18 protein-coding genes and 1 tRNA gene are annotated in these 19,893 nt (G+C 59.4%); 11 read left to right on the top strand and 8 right to left on the bottom strand.

Annotated features, from left to right (window positions below; genetic code table 11):
- Positions 1–3 precede the first annotated feature (3 nt).
- The 5 genes from G5358_RS05415 to hinT all read right to left on the bottom strand — a co-directional run bounded on the left by G5358_RS05415 (position 4) and on the right by hinT (position 3,702).
- Positions 4–828, bottom strand: a complete 825-nt coding sequence (locus G5358_RS05415) for a phosphotransferase (RefSeq protein WP_254204278.1) — start codon at positions 826–828, stop codon at positions 4–6.
- A gap of 10 nt (positions 829–838) precedes the next feature.
- Positions 839–1,435 carry a penicillin-binding protein activator LpoB gene (gene lpoB / locus G5358_RS05410; RefSeq protein WP_005334041.1) on the bottom strand — a complete coding sequence of 199 codons (597 nt, stop codon included), beginning with the start codon at positions 1,433–1,435 and terminating at the stop codon, positions 839–841.
- On the bottom strand, positions 1,435–1,833 hold the full coding sequence (locus G5358_RS05405) for a YcfL family protein (RefSeq protein ID WP_040066236.1): 399 nt from the start codon (positions 1,831–1,833) through the stop codon (positions 1,435–1,437). Before G5358_RS05405 ends, lpoB begins: the two co-directional genes overlap by 1 nt.
- Positions 1,834–1,915: 82 nt before the next feature.
- The gene (locus G5358_RS05400; protein WP_167558070.1) at positions 1,916–3,352 is read right to left on the bottom strand and encodes a COG3014 family protein; all 1,437 of its coding nucleotides are present in this window, start codon (positions 3,350–3,352) and stop codon (positions 1,916–1,918) included.
- Complete coding sequence (gene hinT / locus G5358_RS05395; RefSeq protein WP_167558071.1) at positions 3,352–3,702, bottom strand: purine nucleoside phosphoramidase; 351 nt, start codon at positions 3,700–3,702, stop codon at positions 3,352–3,354. Before hinT ends, G5358_RS05400 begins: the two co-directional genes overlap by 1 nt.
- 249 nt (positions 3,703–3,951) lie before the next feature.
- Between hinT and G5358_RS05390 the strand changes: the two genes are divergently transcribed.
- On the top strand, positions 3,952–5,964 hold the full coding sequence (locus G5358_RS05390) for a methyl-accepting chemotaxis protein (protein ID WP_421323766.1): 2,013 nt from the start codon (positions 3,952–3,954) through the stop codon (positions 5,962–5,964).
- Between the two features lie 69 nt (positions 5,965–6,033).
- Here G5358_RS05390 and G5358_RS05385 read toward each other — a convergent pair whose 3' ends face one another.
- The gene (locus tag G5358_RS05385) at positions 6,034–6,909 is read right to left on the bottom strand and encodes a 6-pyruvoyl trahydropterin synthase family protein (protein WP_167558073.1); all 876 of its coding nucleotides are present in this window, start codon (positions 6,907–6,909) and stop codon (positions 6,034–6,036) included.
- 80 nt (positions 6,910–6,989) lie between these two features.
- On the opposite strand from G5358_RS05385, the gene G5358_RS05380 reads away from it, so the two are divergent.
- The 6 genes from G5358_RS05380 (at position 6,990) to G5358_RS05355 (ending at position 13,387) form a co-directional block, all read left to right on the top strand.
- Positions 6,990–8,333 (top strand): dihydroorotase, encoded by a 1,344-nt coding sequence (locus tag G5358_RS05380; RefSeq protein ID WP_129503690.1) that lies wholly within the window; start codon positions 6,990–6,992, stop codon positions 8,331–8,333.
- Between the two features lie 112 nt (positions 8,334–8,445).
- Positions 8,446–8,522 (top strand) — tRNA-Pro (locus tag G5358_RS05375).
- 100 nt (positions 8,523–8,622) lie between these two features.
- Positions 8,623–9,585, top strand: coding sequence for an IS1595 family transposase (locus G5358_RS05370; RefSeq protein WP_421323765.1), 963 nt, complete (start codon positions 8,623–8,625; stop codon positions 9,583–9,585).
- A 182-nt stretch (positions 9,586–9,767) separates the two neighbouring features.
- The gene (locus tag G5358_RS05365) at positions 9,768–10,199 is read left to right on the top strand and encodes a CC0125/CC1285 family lipoprotein (RefSeq protein ID WP_216954397.1); all 432 of its coding nucleotides are present in this window, start codon (positions 9,768–9,770) and stop codon (positions 10,197–10,199) included.
- A gap of 204 nt (positions 10,200–10,403) precedes the next feature.
- A complete protein-coding gene (locus G5358_RS05360; RefSeq protein ID WP_005334018.1) occupies positions 10,404–11,663 on the top strand; it encodes a dicarboxylate/amino acid:cation symporter in 1,260 nt (419 codons plus the stop codon).
- A 104-nt stretch (positions 11,664–11,767) separates the two neighbouring features.
- The gene (locus tag G5358_RS05355) at positions 11,768–13,387 is read left to right on the top strand and encodes a methyl-accepting chemotaxis protein (protein ID WP_421323764.1); all 1,620 of its coding nucleotides are present in this window, start codon (positions 11,768–11,770) and stop codon (positions 13,385–13,387) included.
- A 67-nt stretch (positions 13,388–13,454) separates the two neighbouring features.
- Here the strand turns inward: G5358_RS05355 and G5358_RS05350 are convergent, their stop codons facing one another.
- On the bottom strand, positions 13,455–14,057 hold the full coding sequence (locus tag G5358_RS05350; RefSeq protein ID WP_421323763.1) for a DUF924 family protein: 603 nt from the start codon (positions 14,055–14,057) through the stop codon (positions 13,455–13,457).
- 250 nt (positions 14,058–14,307) lie between these two features.
- On the opposite strand from G5358_RS05350, the gene G5358_RS05345 reads away from it, so the two are divergent.
- From G5358_RS05345 to G5358_RS05335, 3 genes are all read left to right on the top strand, one after another.
- Positions 14,308–14,448, top strand: coding sequence for a hypothetical protein (locus tag G5358_RS05345; RefSeq protein WP_021231002.1), 141 nt, complete (start codon positions 14,308–14,310; stop codon positions 14,446–14,448).
- Between the two features lies 1 nt (position 14,449).
- The gene (locus G5358_RS05340; RefSeq protein WP_421323762.1) at positions 14,450–15,370 is read left to right on the top strand and encodes a DUF808 domain-containing protein; all 921 of its coding nucleotides are present in this window, start codon (positions 14,450–14,452) and stop codon (positions 15,368–15,370) included.
- Between the two features lie 123 nt (positions 15,371–15,493).
- Positions 15,494–17,290 (top strand): M3 family oligoendopeptidase, encoded by a 1,797-nt coding sequence (locus G5358_RS05335; protein ID WP_421323761.1) that lies wholly within the window; start codon positions 15,494–15,496, stop codon positions 17,288–17,290.
- 63 nt (positions 17,291–17,353) lie between these two features.
- Here G5358_RS05335 and G5358_RS05330 read toward each other — a convergent pair whose 3' ends face one another.
- Positions 17,354–18,760, bottom strand: a complete 1,407-nt coding sequence (locus G5358_RS05330) for a nucleobase:cation symporter-2 family protein (RefSeq protein WP_216954032.1) — start codon at positions 18,758–18,760, stop codon at positions 17,354–17,356.
- A gap of 504 nt (positions 18,761–19,264) precedes the next feature.
- Between G5358_RS05330 and ycfP the strand changes: the two genes are divergently transcribed.
- Complete coding sequence (ycfP, locus tag G5358_RS05325) at positions 19,265–19,804, top strand: alpha/beta hydrolase YcfP (protein WP_005334000.1); 540 nt, start codon at positions 19,265–19,267, stop codon at positions 19,802–19,804.
- Positions 19,805–19,893 lie beyond the last annotated feature (89 nt).

The raw sequence follows: 19,893 nt of genomic DNA, 5'->3' as shown, positions 1-19,893 counted from the left end.
CTGTTACTCCAGTCGTTGCCGGTTGATGGCGATCAGGGTGTCATAGTCGAGTGAGGGCTGTTGCTCTGCCATCAGCAGGGCCCAGAGTAGGCCGATATAGTCGACCCAGGGTAAAAATGCCTCGCTCTGAAAATCGGGCCACTGGTGGCGCGGCACGGCCTGCAGATAGTGCGCTTCCAGCTCGTCGCGCCGCTCGGCGGGCCACTCATGGGTGCGCTGGATGCTGGCGAGCTCAAAGCCGGGGTGACCTGCCGCGCCATACTCCCAGTCGATGACCCAGGGTTTGCTTCCCAACAAGTTAGCCGGATTGAGATCATGGTGGCAAGGGCGCCAGCAATCATTTGGCTCACTGCTGACGAGCAAGCTCCGCTCCAGGGCGGGCAGCCAGGAGGGGATGTGTGCCAGTCGGGCGCGATAGCCCGCCGCGTGGGCTCGCACCGCCATCACCACCGCAGGTAGCGGCAGGCGATGGAGCTTGCGCAGCACCTCAGCTAGCAGACGGGGCTGATCGACTGCCGGTGGCGCCGCGTGCACCCAGTTTGGCTCATCGCACCATTCGAGCAGCATCAGACCGCTGGCGGGATCGCCATAGTGGCAAGGCAGCGCTAGTCCTTCGGCTATCGCCCCCTGATAAAGCTGCCACTCGGTGGGACGGTCGATACCAAGGCGCACCGGGTCGGAGTGGCCCTGACGCAAAAAGTAACTGCGCCCCGAGGGGAGGCGCAGTCGATAGTTGCAGTTGGTCAGGCCTAACCCGAGTGGTTCCAGCTGCCCCTCCCGCCAGGGGGCGGGCAGGCTGGCCAGTAGCGGATCACAGTTGCCTGTCACCGGGAGCCTGTTACCAGCCAAAGGTGGATTTCTTCGCCTGTTTGCGGATCTCTTTCTGATCGGCCCACAGCAGTTCGCCGTTTTGCAGATCCATCAGGTTCATGGTCATCTGGTAGTAGACATCCTTCACCTTGCCATTGTCCTTGACGATGCTGGCGAGGTTGCCATAGACCATGTAGCGGGCACCGGTCTGTTTGCCAAGCCGCACCATGGAGGCAGGATCCACCATGCCGCTGCTCTGCTGGTATTCGAGCTGCTGCTTGACGGCGGCCACCTTGCTCATGTCGACGAAGCGGAATTTGCCGGCCCGCAGCAGCTTGGTGCGGATGGTATCGGTGATCGCTTCGGTATCGATGTGCTCGGAGGTCTTGTTGCGGATAGAGTCCATAAACATCACCGGACGACCGCCAGCGGTGATCTCGCTGGTGGCTGGCGACGCCAGCATGGAGTCCGCCATCTTGTCGGCGATGGCTTGCAGATCGCTTGAGCCGTAATCGACGGTGACGGTTTCGGTTTCAGTGGGATCGCCATAGCTGACCGTGGTGCTGGAGCAGCCGCCCAAGAGCAATGCAGAGGTCAATATCAGCAGGGCATGATTCATTTTCATCAGTAGGATTCCTCAATCACTTCGCGTACGTAAATCCGGTAACCCTGCGCCGCCGGGCTGGGCGCCAGGGCCGAGAGGGTGCGGGTCTGATAGCCATGCAGCTTGATGGGGGTCCAGCCGCGGCCATCGCTGGCGACCTCCTGACCGGCCTCATCATACCAATAGAAGATATATTGCAGCTTGTTATCGCCGCGCTGGGTGCTGGCGGCGGCCACATTGACCTGCAGCAGGCCATTTTGCTGGCGGCGGCTCAGCTCGGTCAGGGTGACGTTGACGTTTTGATGCTGCTCCAGCGTGGGTGCACCGCCCGTCGGGCCATAGAGCGCCACGCCGGAGGTGTTGGTGGCGCAGCCGGTCAGCAGCAGCGCGAGCCCGAGGGCCAACCCGTATGCTTTCATCTTGCTCTCCTTAATCGGGTGAGTGGGGCCGCGTGTGAGCCTGCCCGGTTAATTGTCTTGCTCATCTATCTTCGCCATCTGCTCAGAGCGGCATCACCCGGGTGGTCAGACCGGCGCCGAGGCGCTGTACCCAGACCAGGGTGGTGCGTCCCTTGTGGATGGTGAGCGGCAATTGCCGCTGCGCCGCCCCCGCGCCCAGGGTGAGATTGATGTCACCGGCCGGCACCATTCCCTGCCAGCTCGATGCCTGAGCTGGCAGCGTCAGCCAGCTGCGGGTATCGGCCCGCTCGGAGAGGGTGTTGAAGATCCCCACCAGAATATTGCCCACATCCCCTCCCTCTTTGGCGGCGGTGCGGCGCATCTGCTCCTTGGCCACCAGTCGCAGCGCCTGGCGGGTCAGCATGCCGGGCAGCCGCTCTTGCAGATCTTTGGCGGCCAGCGCTTCCAGCCTGACCAGCTCGCTGGTCTGCTCGACCCGCTTGCCGACTTCCACCGTCAGCGGGCCGGTGTCGCTGGCCCGATTATCGTAATAGGGGATGGCGACGGTAAAGGTGCGAAAATCGCCGCGGGAGGTGGAAATGGGGAGCGGCAGGAACAGTTCTCGCCGTGCCGGGATCAAACCATCTTCAAACAGCACCACCAGTTGGCCTTGATCTTTTGCAAGCGGCGGCGCTTTGCGGCCTATCTTTTTCTCGGTCTCGCGGATCTCGTCCGGTGAGCCACGCAGCCGCGCCAGACGCAACAAGGCATCTTGCAGGCTGCGGTTGTCCGGCGCTATCTGGTAGCCGCGCTGATAGTCGACCCAGGCATCGTTGAGATCCCCGGCCGCCTCATAAAGCACGGCAGAAAAGTAGAAGGTGTAGGCGTTCTGAAAACCGTTCTTGACCTTGCCGATCAACCGGTCGAGATCCGGTGCGCCGCGCGACATCAGCTGGCGCATCTCGCCTTCTGCTTCGGCCTCTTCGCTCTCATCCTTCGCTTTGCGCACCTCATCGGCTCGCCGTTTCAGGGCCTGTTCCTGCACCTGATTGGCCCGACGCACCTCCACCAGGGCGCCATTGGCATCACCCCGTTGCAGATAGTTGAGTGCCAGATAGTGATGCAGCATGGTGCGTTCGTAATCGGGAGTACGATAGGCCATCGACTGATCGTTAGTGAGCAGACTGCCCACCTGATCCAGACCGTGGCTCAGCCGGTATTCGGCCTGATTGTCTTCCCACTGAAGGCGGCTGTCGGCGGCGGTGAACGCCTGCTTGCTGCCCGCATCCTGACCCGCCAGCCAGGCGATGCGCCCCTCTTCAAGGCGATCGAGGATAAAGGTGTCATCGCCGAGGGTGGAGTCGCGCACCTCGGGCAGCGCTTCGGCGGCATGGCCCAGCAGCAGCTGGTTGCGCAGCGGCACCATCTGATCGGAGTAGGAGACGAACATGTCTTGCCAGCGGGAGGCGCAGCCCCCCAGCAACAGCAGGGCGCCGCAGAGCAACAGGGCGCTGCGGCAGGTTGAGGCGTTGCGATTCATTACAGGCTGAGCAGCGGTCCCAACGGCTCGCCGCCGACCAGATGCATGTGGATGTGGTAGACCTCCTGCCCGCCGTGGCGGTTGCAGTTCATGATGAGGCGGTAGCCATCTTCGGCGATGCCCGCATCGCTTGCCAGCTTGCGGGCCACGGTGAACATCCGGCCAAGGGCCAGTTCATGTTCGGCTTCCACGTCATTGACGGTGGGGATCAGCACATTCGGGATGATCAGGATATGGGTCTTGGCCTTGGGCTGGATATCCCGGAATGCGGTGACCAGATCGTCTTGATAAAGGATGTCGGCAGGGATCTCTTTACGGATGATTTTGCTGAAAATGGTTTCTTGCGCCATGGCTAACTCCCTTATATGAAAAAGAAAATTGAACTTGCATCCCAAGCGGCTCCCGAAAGAAGGCGAGCAGCGCGTCAAGTGTGACACAAGCCGAGATTTGACACAGCTGATGTCCCATTCCCTTCAGTTATTGTTAAGAATACCGATAGCCAGAGGGACGTCATCTGCAGCGCCTGTTCAGGGGTCTGCAGGGTATCAAAAGGACGGGGTACTCAGGCAAGGGACTTTTGCATATACAGCGGGACAATAATGAAACAAACAATGTCGGATCTCTCCATCTTGCAGCGAGTCTACCTTGGCTTCGCGATCCTGGTGGCCGTGATGGTGGCCAGTTCACTACTCACATTTCGTAGTCAGAATACTCTGGGGGGAGCGCTGGAACAGGTGACCCGGCAGTCTATGCCGCTGGTGATTGCCAGCAGCCAGACCCAGATCACCCTGCTCAGTGCCAACAAGTGGCTGGGGGATGTGCTCACCGAGCAGGACCCCAAACAGCTGCCTGCCGAAGTGGCCGAACTGAAACAGGCCAAGGCCGCGGTGGGCAAGAGCATCGATGCCTTGCGCCAGCAGGTCGCCCACCACCCCGAACTGCAAGGGGAGATGGGCACTCTGAGCCAGCAGGTCGACAGCTACCTGCAACTGACCGATACCCTGCCGGGCGAACACGAGGCGCTGCTCACCCGATTGCACAAGGTCAATCTGGCCAAGGGGCAGTTTCAGGTCAGCTTGCCCCAGTTCAAGAAGAGTCTGGGGGACATGATGATCACCATCGACGACAGCTTCATCAAGATGCTCTCCGAGACCCTGACCACCAAGCTCTCCGCTATCGAACTCTCCACCATGGATGCCCTCAATCAGAGCATTCCGGCCCCCATTGAAGCCGCGCTCAAGCGCAACAGGATGCAGATGGAGGGGTTCAACAGCACCATCAAGGATCTGCAGGGTGAGCTCAAGGATTTCGACAACAACATGGGTCACTACGTCCACGGTTTCGTGCGCGATACGACCGGTAATGAAGGTGTACTCGCCCAGTATCTGACGCTGATGCAACAGCAGGAGCAGATGCGGGAGAAGAGCAAGCAGGCGAGTGCGCTCATCGTGGCAATTCAGGATCGGCTTGAGCGGGTCACCTCTCAGAGCCAGCAACTGATGAACCAGAGCATTCAGCATGCCAAAGCCGCACAGAGCCAGAGCACCCTGACTCAGGGAGCCAGCATCGTAGTCGCCATCCTGATTGCCATGCTGGTGGCTTATACCCTGGGCAAGGCCATTCGCCGTCCGCTCAGGGAGTTGCTGCTGGTGCTGACCGAAGTAACCCAGGGTGACATGACTCAGCGCATCGGTTTTCAGAGCAAGAATGAATTTGGTCAGCTGGGCAGCCAGATCAACCTGCTGATCGCCCAGATGGGGGAGGTACTGGCGCAGCTTTCACAAGCATCGGCCCAGCTTAACGATGCCGCCCACGGCAACCGTCGCACCACCGAATCGGTGCGGGCGGATCTGGAGAAACAGCGGCAGGAGACCGCCTCGGTCGCCGCCGCCATGACCCAGATGGAGGCATCGGTGCGGGAAGTGGCGCAGGCCGCCAACCAGACTCTGGAGCGAGTGATGGATGTGGAGAAGGCCTCCGAGATGGGACGCAAGGTGATGGCGGGCAATATCACCACCACCCATCAGCTGGCGGGCAAGCTGCAACAGACCGGCAAGGTGATTGGTGATGTGAGCGCCATGAGCAGCCAGATAGGCAACATCCTCGATGTCATTCGCGGCATTGCCGAGCAGACCAACCTGTTGGCTCTCAACGCGGCCATTGAGGCGGCGCGGGCCGGCGATCAGGGGCGCGGATTTGCGGTGGTGGCGGATGAGGTGCGCAGTCTGGCGGGCCGCACCGCCCAGTCCACAAGCGAGATCCAGACCATGATCGAGAACCTGCAGCAGGGGGTCGCCAAGGCGGTAACCGTGATGCAGGAGTGCTCCCGCGAGATGGACAGTTGCGTCGAACAGAGCTCCCACGCCAACAACGCCATGGAGGAGGTGCAGGGGATTGTGGTGCTGATCAGCGACATGTCGAGCCAGATCGCCTCTGCCGCTGAGCAGCAGCAGGCCACCAGCGCCGACATTGCCACCAACCTCAACCGCATCTCCGATATCTCGGATCTCAACTATCAGGGGATTGAGCGGGTAGCCGAGACCAGCCAGCAGCTGGACTCCCTTGCCGAGCAGCAGGAGAGCCTGGTCAAGCGCTTCCGCCTCAGCGCCTGATGGTCGAGAGTTGAAATAACAAGGCCCCGCAGATGCGGGGCCTTGTTATTGCGGTAGTCAACGCAGGAATTACGCGTAGGCGATGGCGCCCTTGCCGACCCCTTCATAAGCGACAATCTTGACGAACTTGTCGCCCACCATCTTCTTCACTTCGCGGGCGATGTAGCAGGCCAGCAGCTCGACCGTGGTGTCGGTGTCGATCATCTCTACCTCGGCGGTGGGGATGGCCAGCTGGAACAGCCCCTGGGGCGCCATATATTTGAAGCCGGTGTGATGCTCGCCAAGCTGGGCATTGGCGCGGGGGCTCAAGGTGAGCTCGGTCAGTGCCACCTTGTCCTCTTCGGTGCCGAGGTAGATATCGCCCCAGCGTTCGGCCCAGTTGAACTCAAGCTCCTGGTCGCGCTCACCATCGACGTGGATCTCGATGGGGGAGCGGTGGCCGTGGGCGATGCGCTGGCAGTTGCCATCGTGCTTTTTCAGGCCGTGGCTGTAGTGGTAGAAGGCACCGGTGATCGCCTCCTGACGCAGGGTCAGGGAGAGATCCTTGATATTGCCCGGTAGCCGTTTGGCCAGTACCGCCAGCAGGTAGCGGGTCACCGACTCTTTATCAACTTGCGGTGCCGGGATAAAGGCGAAGCCCTGGGATGGGCAGCGCAGATGGATGGAGCGCCCCTGGCGCAGCAGATCCACTGTGCTTTCGTCGCCATCCAGTGTCTCGACGTGGATCAGCGGGCACTCTGTCGGTACCAGCAGCTTGTGGTCCACCTCTTCATCGATGATCGACTTGATCAGCTTCTTTACCCGGCCAAAGTCCAGCAGCATGCTCATTTCGTTCAGCTCACCGCTCATTTCGATATCTACCAGCCAGCTCTCGCCCACCATGCCGCGGCGTTCGCACAGGTAGCTGGAGTCGATCACGGTCAAATCTCTTACAAATAACTTCATCAGTCAGGCCTTGCTACAGAGAAAGGGCAGTTTTGCGCTATTATGACCCGCGATTATCGGCAAAGGAACTGGAACCCCCCATGAACAAACTGCTTATCAAAAATGCCACCCTGGTCAACGAAGGCCGCATCTATGCCTCCGATGTGTTGATCGAGGGGGAACGGATTGCCCGCATTGCCCCGGATATCGAGGCGCCCGATGCGCTGGTTATCGATGCCGCAGGTCGTCATCTCATCCCCGGAATGATCGATGATCAGGTCCACTTCCGGGAGCCGGGATTGACCCACAAGGGGACTATTGCCAGCGAATCCCGTGCCGCCGTCGCCGGTGGCACCACCAGTTTCATGGAAATGCCCAACGTCAATCCCCAGACCACCACCCTCGACGCCCTCGAAGCCAAATACCAGATCGCCGCCAACTCCTCCGTCGCCAACTACAGCTTCTATCTCGGCGCCACCAACGACAACCTTGCAGAGATCAAGCGTCTCGACCCCAAGCAGTCCTGCGGGGTCAAGGTGTTTATGGGCTCCTCGACCGGCAACATGCTGGTGGACAATCAGGAGACCCTGGCGGCCATCTTCCGCGAGAGCCCGGTGATGATCGTGACCCACTGCGAAGACACCCCGACCATCGCCAAGGCGGAAGAGGCGGCACGGGCCAAGTGGGGCGAGAATGTGCCGATGGGCGAGCACGGCCGCATTCGCAGCGACGAAGCGTGCTACAAATCCTCCAGCATGGCGGTGGCGTTGGCCAAGCAGTACGGTGCCAAGCTGCACGTGCTGCATCTGACCTCGGCCAAGGAGCTGTCGCTGTTTACCGCCAGCCACGACCTGAGCGAGCTGAAGGACAAGAACATCACCGCCGAGGTGTGCGTTCACCACCTCTTCTTCAATGAAGCCGATTACGAGACCCAGGGCAGCCTGATCAAGTGCAACCCTGCGGTGAAGAGTGCCGCCGACCAGCAGGCGCTGCTGGATGCGGTACGTAACGACGTGCTTGATATCATCGCCACCGACCACGCTCCCCACACCTGGGAAGAGAAGCAGAACAGCTACTTCAAGGCGCCGTCCGGTGTGCCGCTGGTGCAGCACTCTTTGCAGGCGCTGCTGGAGCTCTACCACAACGGCGTGTTTACCCTGGAGACTATCGTCAAGAAGACCTCCCACGCGGTAGCCGAGCGCTTCCAGGTGCAGGATCGCGGTTATATCCGCGAGGGGTATTTCGCCGATCTGGTGCTGCTGGATCTGGGCAAGCCCTATGTGGTCAACGATGACAACATCCTCTACCACTGTGGCTGGTCGCCCTTCAACGGCTACCGCTTCCACAGCACGGTGGAGATGACGCTGGTGAACGGCCAGATCGCCTGGCAAAACGGGCAGGTGACTGACCAGATCCTGGGCAAGCGGCTGACCTTTAACCGCTGATTGTTCGCAAAGCAGGCGAACGCACCGTGGCCGAGGAATTGGCGGCGTTTCCCTGTTGACAGGGCAGGGTCATCTCCATAAACTCTGCCCCCGTCAGCCGAGCTGACTCCGTCGGTGTGTAGCGCAGCCAGGTAGCGCATCTGCATGGGGTGTAGAGGGTCGGAGGTTCGAATCCTCTCACACCGACCAAATTCCCCGGTAAAGGCCTTGTCAAACGACAAGGCCTTTTCTTTGGCTACGTGTTGAAAGGCTAATCTTGAAGTAGGCCATCACCTTGAGGTCTACCATCATGGATACCCCAGCCTTTCAACACCTGTTGTCCCTTTTTCCCCAGTTAACCCTGCGCCAGCGCCGTGTTGCTCAGCAGGAGCTCACTGCACCCCACACCATTACCTCGCTCAATACTCAGTTACCGGCATGCAGTGGCTGCCCCCATTGTCAGGCCGATGTTACCCAGCTGGCGCCTTGGGGATGGAGTCGGGGACTGCGCCGCTACCGTTGCAAACTGTGTCTGCGCACCAGCACCGTTCTGACCAAGACGCCCTTGGCCAGATTGCGTAAAGCACAGTGCTGGGAAGACTACGCGCAAGCCCTCATCGAAGGACTGACTGTCCGCCAGGCTGCGCGGCGCTGTGGGGTCAGCAAGAACACCGCGTTCCTCTGGCGTCACCGCTTCTTGCGCGCGATGGCAACCCATCAGGCCACCCGGGAAGAGGGCATCGTTGAGGTTGATGAGACCTTCTTCCTTGAATCGTTCAAGGGGCAGCGGGGACTGCCGCGTCCACCACGTCATCGCGGTGGTAAAGGTCGAACTCGTGGAACCGGGCCAGATTACATCCCGGTGATGGTGGTACAAGAGCGTGCAGGCCACCATGCGGATTTCCAGTTGGAGAAAATAGATGCCGAGACGGTCATCGCGGTGTTGAAGCCGTTGGTGTCACCGGATGCGGTGCTGTGTAGCGATGGGGCGGGTGTGTATGCCTGTTTCAGCAAGGAACAGGGTATAACCCATCAGGTGGTGCGCAATCGTCAAGGCGAACGGGTAGTCGGTGCGTATCACATCCAGCATGTGAACGGATATCACCATCGGTTGAAAGCGTGGATGGAGCGGTTCCATGGCGTGGCGACGCACTACCTGAAGAACTACTTGGGTTGGCGCCGGATGCTGGAGCGTTACGGAAAAGGCGTAAATATCAAAACATGTTTGCATGAGGCGCTGGGGCGCCCCATGCAACACGTAATTGGGACATAGCCTTTTCTTTTGCCTGCTATTTGCCCTAGAGGCGTGAAGTCAGTGGTGGTGCACGCTGGTCGCTGTTGGCGTGAGCAGATTGTGCAGCCACCGCGCTTTATGTTGTAGTAACAACTCTGTTGCTCATTTGCCTGTCGAGGCCTCTCGTGTCTGCATCCCTATCTAAACCCTGTTGTCTGCTGATGCTCACCCTGCTGCTGGTGGGCTGCGCCACCCCTTACGAGAGTGAAAAGTCATTCTGGAACGGCCAGACCGGTTTTTCCCAGACCCGGCTTGGCCCGGACAAGTGGCAGCTGGAGTTTGTCGGCAACGATCTGGTGGACAGGGAGACCGCCCGCAAATATGTGCTCAAGCGGGCAGGGGAGCTGGCACTGGCAGAGGGGTACTCCTGGCTCAAAGTCGATGAGCTGACCATTAACCGCGATGCCGTCAGGGTGACCCCATCACGGCCGATCTTCGGCTTTGACGAGGATGAACCGGATCTCTTTATGTCCCAGATGCAGGTGCAGCACACCATCTCGGCGCTACTCACGTTTACGCTGTTGCAACAAGCGGTTGATGAGCGAAGTCTTTCCGCGAAATATCTCGCTGAAATAAAAATAAACAGCGATTAATATTGGCTTTTTGCAAGATCTATATCACATACACCTAATAGCAGCATAAAATTCTGGATAAACCCTCTAGATTTACCCCCTGCTTTTAGGCATTCTCCCAGCATACCAGCCGCCAGGAATCAACGGCTCGGATCACAAAAACGGACTGTTGTGGCTCCCATGCCACCGTTTACGGCTTGCACCAATCAAAACCGGGACTCCCCCATGAAAATGAATAAACTGACGGTCGCCATCCTCATCTCCATGATGTTTGGCATCCTCACCGGCCAGGGCTATCGGATGTTTGCCGCAGATCAGGCTGCGGATTTTGCCAATAACATCACGATCCTGACCGATATCTTCCTGCGACTGATCAAGATGATCATAGCTCCCCTGGTCTTCACCACCCTGGTGGTCGGTATCGCCAAGATGGGCGACACCCGCACTGTGGGTCGTATCGGTGCCAAGACCCTCGGCTGGTTCATGCTGGCCTCCCTGATGTCCCTGAGCCTGGGTCTGGTGATGGTGACCCTGATGCAGCCGGGTGTGGGGCTTTCGCTCTCCCTGCCCAATGACACCGCCAGCTCGGGCATTGCTGCCGGTGCCATTACCCTGAAAGATTTCGTGACCCACGCCATTCCCAAGAGCGTCGTAGAGGCGATGGCCACCAACGAGATCCTGCAGATCGTGGTCTTCTCCCTCTTCTTCGGTCTGGCTGCCGCCGCGCTCGGCGATCTGGCCAAGCCGGTAGTGGTGCTGATGGCCAGCGCTGCCGAGATCATGCTGAAAGTGACCGGTTATGTGATGAACTTTGCGCCGTTCGCGGTGTTTGGCGCAATCGCCGCCATGGTGGCCAAAGAGGGGCTGGGTATTCTGGTTACCTACGGCAGCTTTATGGCCCAGTTCTATATTGCGCTGGCCTGTCTCTGGCTGCTGCTGATCGCCATGGGCAGCGTCTTCCTGCGTGGCCGTGTCATCAAGCTGCTGGCGATGATCCGCGAGCCCATCCTGCTCGCCTTCTCGACCGCCAGCTCCGAAGCCGCCTATCCGAAGACCCTGGATCGTCTGGAGAAGTTCGGTTGTGACAAGCGCATCGCCAGCTTCGTGTTGCCGATGGGTTACTCCTTCAACCTCGACGGCTCCATGATGTACTGCACCTTCGCGGTGATGTTCATCGCCCAGGCGTATGGCATCGAGCTCTCCATGGCCCAGCAGATCACCATGCTGCTGCTGTTGATGGTCACCTCCAAGGGGATGGCCGGGGTGCCGCGCGCTTCTCTGGTGGTGATTGCCGCTACCCTGAACCAGTTCCATATTCCGGAAGCGGGCATCCTGCTGCTGCTGGGGATCGACCACTTCCTCGACATGGGCCGCTCAGCCACCAACGTGCTGGGCAACGCCATCGCCGCCAGCGTGGTCGCCAAGACCGAAGACAGTCTGGGTGAAACCGTCGCGCTGGGCGAGAGTGAGCCAGCCAAAGCCTGATCACAACGCCATGAAAAATAAACAACAACGGCCCGCCAATGCGGGCCGTTGTTGTTTATGGCTCGTCTACACTGCTAGATAGTTTCCATCTGGAGTGTACGGTTATGAATATTGCTCGTCGACTGCAACTGATCGCGCTGCTGGTGATGCTGACGCTCATTTTTCTCAGTTGGTTCAGTATCAATCGCCTTGGGGCAGGCAACCGTGATTTGAGCTATGTGACGGACAATACGGTGCCCAGTATTTCGCTGATTAAGGAAGTGCAGGCCGATTTCTATGAATTGCACTCGCTGGTACAAACGCATGTGCTCAATACCGACTCAAGCAGGATGCAGCAGATTGAAACGGGTATCACCGAGATACGGGGACAAATCAATTCGCTGCTCGACAAATATAAGGCAGAGATGCTCTCCAATGATGAAGATCGGCGCCTGACTGACGATGATCAACGCATAGTCGCGCAATATTATCAGGAGATAGACAAGGTTCTGCAGCTCTCCCGCCAAAACAAGAATGATGAAGCCAGAGACATGCTGGCGGGAGAGGCATACGCACTGTTCAAGCAGTTTGCCAAGGCCATCGAGCTTCACGTCAACTTCAATATGGATTTGGGACTGGCGCTCAAGAAGCAGGGCCAGGAGAACTACGACAACAGCCTGCAAACCCTGTTGTTGATCGCTGGTGGTGCCACCGTGCTGACGATGGGGCTGTTTGTCTGGTTGTTCAATCAGGTGGCCAATCCCCTTCGCACCGCCATGGATACCCTGACCCGGATCCAGCGTGACCTCAACTTTACCCTGAGAGCTGATGTGAAACAGCAGGATGAGATTGGCCTGACCCTCAATGCGGTCAACCGGCTGCTCGATACGCTGCAACAGACATTTACCGAATTTTCCGTCGGCAGCTTGCAGATCAAGAGCACTGCCGAATCCCTCTCTCAGGCAGCGCAACACTTGGCCAGCTCGGCTAATCAGGCCAATGATGCCACCAGTCTGATAGCCGCCGGTGTCGAAGAGATGACGGTCAGCATCACAGATATCTCCCAGCGCACTCAGGAGACGAGCCGCATCACCAACGAGTCGGGGCAGCTGGCGACCGAAGGGGGCCGGACCATCGAGCGCACCGTTCATGCCATCAACGAGATAGCCGACTCCATTCGGCAGGCCTCGGCCGAGGTCATTGCGCTGGGTGAGGGCATTTCGCGCATTGGCGGTGTGGTCAACGTGATCCGTGATGTGGCGGGGCAGACCAACTTGCTGGCCTTGAACGCGGCCATTGAAGCGGCGAGGGCCGGGGAGTCCGGCCGTGGCTTTGCGGTGGTGGCGGATGAGGTGCGCAAACTGGCTGAGCGCACAGCCCAATCCACTCAGGAGATATCTGCCACTGTAGAGGCGATCCAGCAGGAGTCGAACAATACGGTCTCCCGCATGCATCTTGTGGAGGAGAAGGTGAGCCAGGGGGTCACCATGGCGACCGAGAGTGGCGCCATTATTGCCGAAATCCGCAGTGCGTCGCACCGGGTGATGGAGCAGGTGGGCGAGATCACCAATGCCATCCGCGAGCAGAGTTCGGCCGCCGAGTCGATCGCTCATCAGGTAGAGCAGATTGCTCATGTCGTGCAGCAAACCAGCAGCACAGCGGAGGAGACCTCAGCCGCAGCCGAGGAGCTCAATGTCACCACCGAGAGCATCCACCAGCAGATATCCCGTTACCGTATTCAGTAACGCCGACGGTTGTTATCCATTCGCTATCCCCGCCAGCAAGCTGGCGGGGATTTTTTATATGGCTTGCTTAGAAGCTTGAGCCCGGTTGCTGCAAAAATGCCGCCTCTTCTGGTGTGCTGGTGCGACCCAGAATGTCGTTGCGGTGGGGGAAGCGGCCAAAGCGTTCGATGATCACCTGATGGCGGCGGGCAAAGTCGGCAAATCCGGCAAAGGTCGCCTGCGCCGGTGTGCCAGCTTGCTCGGCAGCCAGTGCCTCGAACAGCGCCACACTTCTGGCCTGTTGTTCGCGGGATTCGGCATGCTCCAGCGGCAGATAGAAGAAGACCCGCTCCAGTGGTGAGAGGGATTTGTCCGCCCCGATGGACAGCCCTTTCAGGCAGAGATCCCGTGCCAGCGGATCCCGGGCAAAGGCTGCAGGCGTGCCGCGATGGATATTGCGGGGCAACTGGTCGAGCAGCAGGATCAGCGCCAGCCGCCCGCTGGGGAGATCGGCCCAGTGGGCGAGACTGCCCTTGGCTGCGGCCTCTGCCAGCTCGCCAAAGCGGCTGGCCAGCAGGGCATCCGTTTCGCTGCTTTTTCCCCACCAGAGCGGGGCTTGCCGTGTGGCCCGCAGGACGTCATCGGCTTCGTTGCCAAACCAGAGAGCGAGCAGAGATTGCCAGGGTTGCATGGGAACTCCTTGAGGTGATTCAGAGGGAACCAGGAACAAATGGCTCAGGGGTGCTGCCGAAACGGCGGCTTCTCGTTACACTGTGCCATCTTTTGCCCGAAAGACGTAACCCCCGATGGTGAGCGCCGGATTCTTGGCGCGGCCGATGATGGCCTGCGATCGCCATGAGGTGGTCCTGTTGACCCTGGTGGTTATCGGGACGTACACCTCTCTCCCGAGGTTGTTCTCACTGATATAAGGAAGCTTTGATATGGCCGGAACCAGTTTGTTGGCCCTGCTCGATGATATCGCCAGCGTGCTTGATGACGTGGCGCTGATGACCAAGGTCGTGGTGAACAAGCGCGAGACATTTTTCGGGAAGACGTTTCTCACTGATATAAGGGATCTTTGATATGGCTGGAACCAGTTTGTTGGCCCTGCTCGACGATATCGCCAGCGTGCTTGATGACGTGGCGCTGATGACCAAGATGGCGGCGAAGAAGACCGCCGGGGTATTGGGGGATGATCTGGCCCTCAACGCGGAGCAGGTTTCCGGAGTGCGTGCCGAGCGGGAGCTGCCGGTGGTGTGGGCGGTGGCCAAAGGCTCATTTCGCAACAAGCTGATTCTGGTGCCCGCCGCCATCGCCATCAGTGCCCTGGTGCCCTGGCTTATCACGCCACTCTTGATGCTGGGAGGCGCCTACCTCTGCTTTGAGGGGGCCGAGAAGCTGGCCCACAAGTTCCTGCCTCATGAAGTGAGCGAAGGTGAGGCACACACAGCTCCTATTCCCGATGATCTGGTCGCCTTCGAGCAGCAGAAGGTAAAAGGGGCGATCCGCACCGATTTTATTCTCTCTGCCGAGATCATCGTCATCGCTCTTGGCACGGTACAGGGAGCAAGCCTCGCGCTGCAGCTATCGGTGGTGGCGGGCATCGCCCTGCTGATGACCATCGGGGTCTACGGGTTGGTGGGGCTGATCGTCAAGCTCGATGACATCGGTCTGCATCTGCTGCAAAAGCCCGATGGCAGCGCCTTGCGCCGCGGGGTGGGGCAGGGACTGTTGGTGACGGCGCCTCGTCTGATGCACCTGCTGGCACTGGTCGGCACCATCGCCATGTTTATGGTGGGCGGCGGCATTCTGGTGCATGGCTGGCCCTTTGCCCATCACCTGATTGAAGGTGCAGCCGCTGTAGTCGCCACCCTGCCCACAGTAGGTGCCGTACTGGCGGCGGTGACGCCGACGCTGCTCAACGCCGTGGCCGGTGTGGTGGCGGGTCTGCTGCTGGTTGCCGTGATGACGCTGGTGAGCCGTCTCGCCCCGGCCAAGGGATAAGCGAGCTTGCGGGCCATTGTCTCTTTTTTCCTCTCTTCATTTTTTGGCCTTCGGGTTGCCCGGTTTCGGACTTGCTGCCCGCAGGTCTGTTGCGCCTCCCGATAAAGGCCTTTGCGAGAAGCTATGTATCAACAACAGTGGAATAACGACCATATCTACCCGGGCCTCGACAGCCCAGAGCTGGAAGCGGACATGCGCGCCGCCCGCCACGCGCTGGAGGAGCTGACCAGCTATATGGCGGGTCTGGACATGGTGCGCGGTGATGACGCTGCACTGCTGGATTTCTTGCGGGAAGTGCGGCTGCGCGCCCGTGATATTCGCCATATCGGCTGGAACGTCGCCATTCTGGCCGCATGCCGCGGCAGTCAGGATGCGCGGGATCCGCAGGCCAAACAGTTGGCGTCCCGTGCCCGCGCCCTTAATGCCGATCTGTTCAAGACGCTGGCGCCGGTGGAAGATCTGATGCTGGCCTTGCCGGAAGAGGAATTCGCCGCGCTGATGGCGGATCCGCTACTAGGCGAGGAGGCGTTCCGCCTGCGCCACGAGCGTCGTTTGCAGGATCAGCGCCTGCCGGTGGCGGCAGAGCAGCTGGTGATTGGTCTGGGCACCGATGGCCTGCACGCCTGGGGCAACCTCTACAACGATCTGGTGGGCAAGATCCGCTTGACCATTGATGGCCGCGAGATGGGGCTGGCCGAGGCGAGCAATCTGCTCTCCAGCCCGGTGCGGGCATTGCGCCTTGAGGCGTTTGATGCCATCAGTGCTGGCTGGGAAGATGAGCAGGAGACGGTCGCCGCCATCCTCAATGCCATCAACGGCTGGCGGCTGGAGCTGGCCCGTCAGCGTGGCAACACCCGTTTGCTCGATGAGCTGGATCTCTCCTGCCACCAGAGCCATATCGAGCGTGCCACCCTCGATGCCCTGATGAGCGAAACCTGGCGAGCCCGTGGGTTGGGCCAGCGGGCGCTGGAGCTGATGGCCGAGCGCCTTGGTCTCGACGATCTGGGGCCGGAGGATCTCTTTGCGCCGCCGCCTGCTTCCAGCAGCCGCGACATTCCTTTTGATGAGGCGATCGAGTTGATTGCCGATGCCTTTAGCCGTTTCGATCCCGAGATGGGGGCATTTGCCCGCATGATGGCCGAGAGGGGGTGGATTGATGCGGCGCCCACGCCAAATCGCCGCACCGGCGCCTACTGCACCAAGTTTGCCGAACCGGTCGAGCCGCGGGTCTTCGTCACCTATGCCGGCACCATGGACAACGTCATCACTCTGGCCCATGAGCTGGGTCACGCCTGGCACAACTGGGTGATCCGCGATCTGCCGATGAGTCAGCGCAGCTATCCCATGACGCTGGCCGAAACGGCCTCCATCTTCGCCGAAACCCTGGTGCGCAGCGCCCTGTTCGAGCAGGCAGAAAGTCCCGAAGAGCAGTTGGCCATCGCCTGGGCGGAGGCCGATGGCGCAGCCACCTTCCTGGTCAATATTCCGGCCCGCTTCGATTTCGAGCGGGCGCTGGTGGCCGAGCGGGCGCAGGGTTATGTGTCGGCAGAGCGACTCAAGGCGTTGACTGACGAGGCGTGGGGGCGTTGGTATGAGGGGAGCCTGACCCGCTATCATCCCATGTTCTGGGCGGCCAAGGCGCACTTCTCCATCGCGGGGCTGGGCTTTTACAATTACCCCTATCTGTTCGGTTATCTGTTCAGCCTCGGGGTCTATCAGCAGTTGATGAGCCGCAAGGCGGCGGGGGAAGAGGGCGTGGCCGAGGCGTATCGCGCCTTGCTGCGCGATACTGGCCGGATGAGTGCCGAAGATCTGGTAGCCAAGCATCTGGGGCAGGATATCCGTGAGGCCGCCTTCTGGCAGGGGAGTCTGGCACAAGTAGCGCAGGCGGTAGAGCGCTTCACGCAGTTGCCTGCCTGATTGGGTCAGCGGTGATATGAACAACAGGCCCCCGGACAGTCTCGCTGTCCGGGGGCCTGTTTGTTATGCCTGCTTTTGTTGCGGTTTGATGGGACCAACGAACAGTGGACGGGTCTGGTGAGTCAGATCTGGCTGATAGCCGTTGAAGAAGAGGTTGAGCAGCACCGAGCTGATGGTGGCCAACAGAATACCGCTATGAAAAAGCGGTTGTAGCTGCGCCGGAAGCTGCTGGAAAAAATTCCCGGAGACCGTCGGGATCATGCCAATTCCAAGACTGATGGCGACGATATAGAGGTTGTGACGGTTGCTGTTGTAATCGGTGCGCGCCAGGATGCGAATGCCGGTTGCCAGCACCATGCCGAACATGACGATACCGGCGCCCCCCAGCACGAAGGGCGGGATGGAGGCGACCAGCACCGACATCTTGGGGATGAGGCCAAAGGCAAGCAGGATCCCCCCCGACATCACGCAGACCCAGCGACTCGATACTCCGGTCACGCTCACCAGACCGATATTCTGGGAGAACGATGTGTGGGGGAAGCTGTTGAAGATCCCACCAATAATGGTGCCTATGCCATCCACCCGCAGCCCGCGCACGATATCACCGCGCCTGGCCGGATGGCCGACGATGTCGCCAAGGGCCAGAAACATCCCCATGGATTCGATAAAGGTGATGAGCATGATCACCGTCAGAGTGGCGATGGAGATGGGATCGAAGGTGGGCCAACCAAAGGCGAACGGTACTATGGGGGCAAACCAGGCTGCCTCGCCGAGGCCGTCGAGGCTCACTTCGCCCATGGCGATGGCCACCACGAAGCCGAAGATGATCCCGAGCAGCACCGAAATATTGCTGAAAAAGCCCTTGGTGAAGCGGGTCACCAGCAGGATAAAGACGAGCACCACAAAGCTGGTGCCGATGTAGCGCAGGCTGCCATATTCCGGATTGCCCTTGCCCCCCGCCATCCAGTCGATCCCCACCTGCATGATGCTGATCCCGATGGAGGTGATAACCACCCCGGTCACTACGGTGGGGAAGAGCGGCATCAGCCGACCTATCAGCGGCACTAGCAGGGTCGAGATGATACCGGCGGCGATGGTGGCGCCGAAGATGCCCGTCAGCCCCAGATCCGGGTTGGCTCCGATGGCCAGCATCGGCATCACGGCGGCAAAGGTGACCGACATGATGACCGGCAGCCGGATCCCGGCAAAGCGGCCAATCCCGACACATTGCAACAGGGTGACGATACCGCAGCAGAAGAGATCCGAACTGATAAGGTAGGAGATCTGCTCCTTGGGCAGCCCCAGACTGCCGCCGATCACCAACGGCACCGCCACGGCGCCGGCGTACATCACCAGCACATGTTGCAGGCCCAAGGTAAAGAGTTGGCCCATGGGGAGCATGCGCTCCACTTCATCCACCGGGCGCTTGCGCGTGCCCGGTCGGGGGGAGGGGGGGTTGGTCTCGTTCATGAACAGATCACTCCTTGAAGCCCGCGCAACTGCTACAGGCAAGATAGTGAAAGCCGCAGCTTTCCCGGTCATTGATCTCGTGTATTGACTGACGTGCCAGATCCCTTTGCAGTGGTGAGAGGGATCCGGTGCAGCACGGGTCAGTGCACAAAACATGCACAATGCCGCTCATGAGCGAAAACGTTTGGCGATAACGCCTTGTTTTTGCGGGATGAGTCACATACCGGCCAGATAAGTGTCCGGCTGTTGGCAGGGGAAGGAGGTGGGGCATCTCAGATTGGTAAGGGATTTATCATTATCGGTCTGGCGATCTCACTTTGATAGCCAGGCACCAGAGCGTTGCTCGCAATGCGCCCCCCTGCATGTGACAGCGCTCGCGGGTCACAAGGCGCAATCGGGGGCGGGGGCGTGATCCAAAGCAAGAAAGTTGGATGTTTTGGTGGCGCGCGGGGCAGCCGCTGGGGTAGTTTCGATAAAACCGACACAGTTCCTGAGGTCTTATCCATGATCATCTATCTGCATGGCTTTGATGCCACCAGCCCCGGCAATCACGAGAAAGTGCTGCAGTTGCAGTTTATTGATGATGATGTGCGTTTCGTGCACTACAGCACGGTTCACCCCCGTCATGATATGAGCCATCTGCTCAAGGAAGTGAAAAAACAGCTCGATATGAGTACCGATCCCAAACCACTGATCTGCGGTGTCGGACTTGGTGGCTACTGGAGCGAACGGATCGGCTTTCTGTGCGGCATTCGCCAGGTGATCTTCAACCCCAACCTGCACCCAGAAGAGAACATGCAGGGCAAGATCGACCGGCCGGAAGAATATGACGATATCGGTACCAAGTGTGTAACTGAATTTCGTAAGAAAAATTCAGGAAACTGCCTGTGTATCCTTTCCGTTCAGGATGAAGTGCGCGATAATCGGGACACTGAACGTGAATTGAAGAACTATTACGACATCGTGTGGGATGAGCGCGAGACTCATAAGTTCAAAAATATCTCGCATCATCTACAGCGGATGAAGGCCTTCAAAGAAGCCTGATCCATCACGTCGACCGATTTCGTTTTAGGGAGCCAATGGCTCCCTTTCGTTTTGAGGAACCGAGGAAAATCATCATGATGAATATTGTC

It is taken from the genome of Aeromonas sp. 604176 (assembly GCF_049170755.1).
GTDB lineage: Bacteria > Pseudomonadota > Gammaproteobacteria > Enterobacterales > Aeromonadaceae > Aeromonas > Aeromonas veronii_A.
The sequence above is the reverse complement of the archived record's forward strand: the minus strand, read 5'-3'. Positions and strand labels throughout refer to the sequence as shown.

Coding starts and splice junctions, on each gene's coding strand:
- lpoB (WP_005334041.1), bottom strand. CDS start 1,435: ATGAAAATGAATCATGCCCTGCTGATATTGACCTCTGCATTGCTCTTG.
- G5358_RS05405 (WP_040066236.1), bottom strand. CDS start 1,833: ATGAAAGCATACGGGTTGGCCCTCGGGCTCGCGCTGCTGCTGACCGGC.
- G5358_RS05400 (WP_167558070.1), bottom strand. CDS start 3,352: ATGAATCGCAACGCCTCAACCTGCCGCAGCGCCCTGTTGCTCTGCGGC.
- hinT (WP_167558071.1), bottom strand. CDS start 3,702: ATGGCGCAAGAAACCATTTTCAGCAAAATCATCCGTAAAGAGATCCCT.
- G5358_RS05390 (WP_421323766.1), top strand. CDS start 3,952: ATGAAACAAACAATGTCGGATCTCTCCATCTTGCAGCGAGTCTACCTT.
- G5358_RS05385 (WP_167558073.1), bottom strand. CDS start 6,909: ATGAAGTTATTTGTAAGAGATTTGACCGTGATCGACTCCAGCTACCTG.
- G5358_RS05380 (WP_129503690.1), top strand. CDS start 6,990: ATGAACAAACTGCTTATCAAAAATGCCACCCTGGTCAACGAAGGCCGC.
- G5358_RS05370 (WP_421323765.1), top strand. CDS start 8,623: ATGGATACCCCAGCCTTTCAACACCTGTTGTCCCTTTTTCCCCAGTTA.
- G5358_RS05365 (WP_216954397.1), top strand. CDS start 9,768: ATGCTCACCCTGCTGCTGGTGGGCTGCGCCACCCCTTACGAGAGTGAA.
- G5358_RS05360 (WP_005334018.1), top strand. CDS start 10,404: ATGAAAATGAATAAACTGACGGTCGCCATCCTCATCTCCATGATGTTT.
- G5358_RS05355 (WP_421323764.1), top strand. CDS start 11,768: ATGAATATTGCTCGTCGACTGCAACTGATCGCGCTGCTGGTGATGCTG.
- G5358_RS05350 (WP_421323763.1), bottom strand. CDS start 14,057: ATGCAACCCTGGCAATCTCTGCTCGCTCTCTGGTTTGGCAACGAAGCC.
- G5358_RS05345 (WP_021231002.1), top strand. CDS start 14,308: ATGGCCGGAACCAGTTTGTTGGCCCTGCTCGATGATATCGCCAGCGTG.
- G5358_RS05340 (WP_421323762.1), top strand. CDS start 14,450: ATGGCTGGAACCAGTTTGTTGGCCCTGCTCGACGATATCGCCAGCGTG.
- G5358_RS05335 (WP_421323761.1), top strand. CDS start 15,494: ATGTATCAACAACAGTGGAATAACGACCATATCTACCCGGGCCTCGAC.
- G5358_RS05330 (WP_216954032.1), bottom strand. CDS start 18,760: ATGAACGAGACCAACCCCCCCTCCCCCCGACCGGGCACGCGCAAGCGC.
- ycfP (WP_005334000.1), top strand. CDS start 19,265: ATGATCATCTATCTGCATGGCTTTGATGCCACCAGCCCCGGCAATCAC.